Source organism: Aporhodopirellula sallentina SM41, assembly GCF_000346505.1.
In the GTDB taxonomy this organism is placed as follows: domain Bacteria; phylum Planctomycetota; class Planctomycetia; order Pirellulales; family Pirellulaceae; genus Rhodopirellula; species Rhodopirellula sallentina.
This window is the reverse complement of record NZ_ANOH01000310.1, coordinates 1-2031: the sequence shown is the minus strand read 5'-3', so window position 1 is coordinate 2031 and position 2031 is coordinate 1. Positions and strand designations below refer to the sequence as shown.

Annotated in this window: 2 protein-coding genes; both read right to left on the bottom strand. The window is 55.0% G+C overall.

What is annotated here, in order from left to right; all coding sequences use genetic code 11:
• Window positions 1-1450, bottom strand: a 1450-nt coding sequence (locus RSSM_RS20695) for a DEAD/DEAH box helicase family protein (RefSeq protein ID WP_008683405.1), incomplete at its 3' end; no start/stop codon positions are given.
• Window positions 1447-1671: a hypothetical protein gene (locus RSSM_RS20690; RefSeq protein WP_008683401.1), complete on the bottom strand. Its 225-nt coding sequence runs from the start codon at window positions 1669-1671 to the stop codon at window positions 1447-1449. The genes RSSM_RS20695 and RSSM_RS20690, both read right to left, overlap by 4 nt.
• Window positions 1672-2031: the final 360 nt, after the last annotated feature.

Below are 2031 nucleotides of genomic sequence, written 5' to 3'. Positions count from 1 at the left end.
GAGTCTTTGCCTTAGGCGTCGCCGTGAAGGCGACATATGTGATTCCGACGTCTTTTGCCTTAGAACCCATCTGCGCAGTCAGGATGTCCTCGTTGCTGACTTCTCCACCGTCCTGCAAGTCCTTGAGCTCGTCAGCCGACAGCACTTGCTTCAGCTTCGCAGCCGCTTCACCGGTTTGCGAACTGTGAGCCTCATCCGCGATAACAGCAAATCGTTTCCCTTCTGTCGCAGCTAGCTTTTGCACCGTCTCCAACGCAAACGGAAAGGTTTGGATTGTGCAGACGACGATTTTCTTGTCACCGGAAAGCGCCTCGGCAAGCTCTGCGCTCTTGCTGCTACTGCCGCCCTTAATCGTTGCCACAACTCCCTTGGTTCGTTCGAAATCCTTGAGGGCGTCTTGTAGTTGACCGTCGATCACATTCCGATCCGAAACGACGATTACGGAATCGAAAATCTTCTGGTTGTCTTCGTCGTGCAAGTCGCCGAAAAAGTGCGCGGTCCACGCAATCGACATTGTTTTCCCGCTGCCCGCTGAATGCTGGATGAGATACTTTTTACCGGCGCCGCGGGCCGCAACATCCGAAAGCAATGCCCGCGTGACGTCGAGTTGATGATAACGAGGGAAGACAATTGCCTTGATGTTCTTTTTGTCGTCTTTCTCTGCGACGAGATAACGCCCCAGGATGTCGAGCCAACTGTCTCGTTGCCACACCCGTTCCCAAAGATATGCGGTCTTGTGACCGTCCGGATTGACCGGATTGCCTGAGGATCCGTTGTCACCCAGGTTGAACGGGAGGAATCGAGTTTTCGGACCAGAAAGCCGCGTTGTCATTGCGACCTGACCGCTACTGACAGCGAAGTGAACCAAGGCACCGCTAGGGAATGTCAGCAGTGGCTCTGCGGTCTGTCCCTTCGGGTTGGGGATGCGGTCAAATCGGTATTGATCAATCGCATCGTCAATGCTCTGAGTGAAATCGGTCTTCAGTTCGGCAGTGGCGACCGGTATGCCGTTCAGGAACAGCACCAGATCGATATTGAGTTCATTGTGCGTCGAGTAGTGAACTTGTCTTACGACGCGAAGCCGATTGGCGTTGTATCGCTTGATGATGTCGGGATTCACGGCCGAAGCTGGCTTGAACTGCGCCATCTTCACGACGCTTCGCAACCCCAGCACATCAAAGCCCTGCCGCAAAACCTGCAATGTGCCGGTCTGGTTCAGCGAGTGCCTCAATCGCTGCAACAGCGTTGCCTCAGCCGCTTGGCCATGATTCTTAGTCAACGCCTTCCATGCTTTGGGCTGCGTCTCCTGTAGCCATGCAACTACGTCATCCGGATACAACGCTAGTTCACGGTTATAGCCGGATGCATCTTCCGCATGGTAGTGCCAATCATGCTGAAGCAGGTGTTCACAGATCTCGCCCTCGAAATGGATCTCGGTGTGCAGGCTCATTGGTTTTTAGCGTACTCCATGTTCCTGCGTGTATTGACATGGTAGGTTTGGCGGGGATCTGCGGGGCGGTCGGGGATCGTCGGGCGGAAAAGATCAGCCTGAGTAAAAGGGTCGATATAGGTTCTCCGAACGTGCTCCTGCGTCCGGTTCAGGCAGTCCGCAACTTCGGCGATCGACATGTCCCGCCATTTCAGCAACGCAACCATCGCATCCAGTTCCATGTCCGCTTTCCCTTTTCCGCCTGAGTCTGCGATCAGACCTTGGATTTCTGGTGGAAGCTAGGTGTCCTGCCCCCCCTGGATTTGGATCCCTCTACCGTCCCCGGCGGCCGGTTAGCTATGGGCACTAGGCGGGGGCCCTGCTCGGCTTTTTTAGTGGAGTTAGCTAGCAGGGGCAAATCCGTTGCCGACGATGTCGATCAGGAACATTTCTCGGATTGATTCGCCGATGTCGCTGAACCAGCGATCGAAGCCGATGAAACTTTAGGCCGCGGTGTGTCTGAAGCTGATTTCGACACTTCGGTCACGAGGTTTCGTCGCCAAGTCGGCAACTGTTCGACGACCTGGGTAACAGACTCGAGG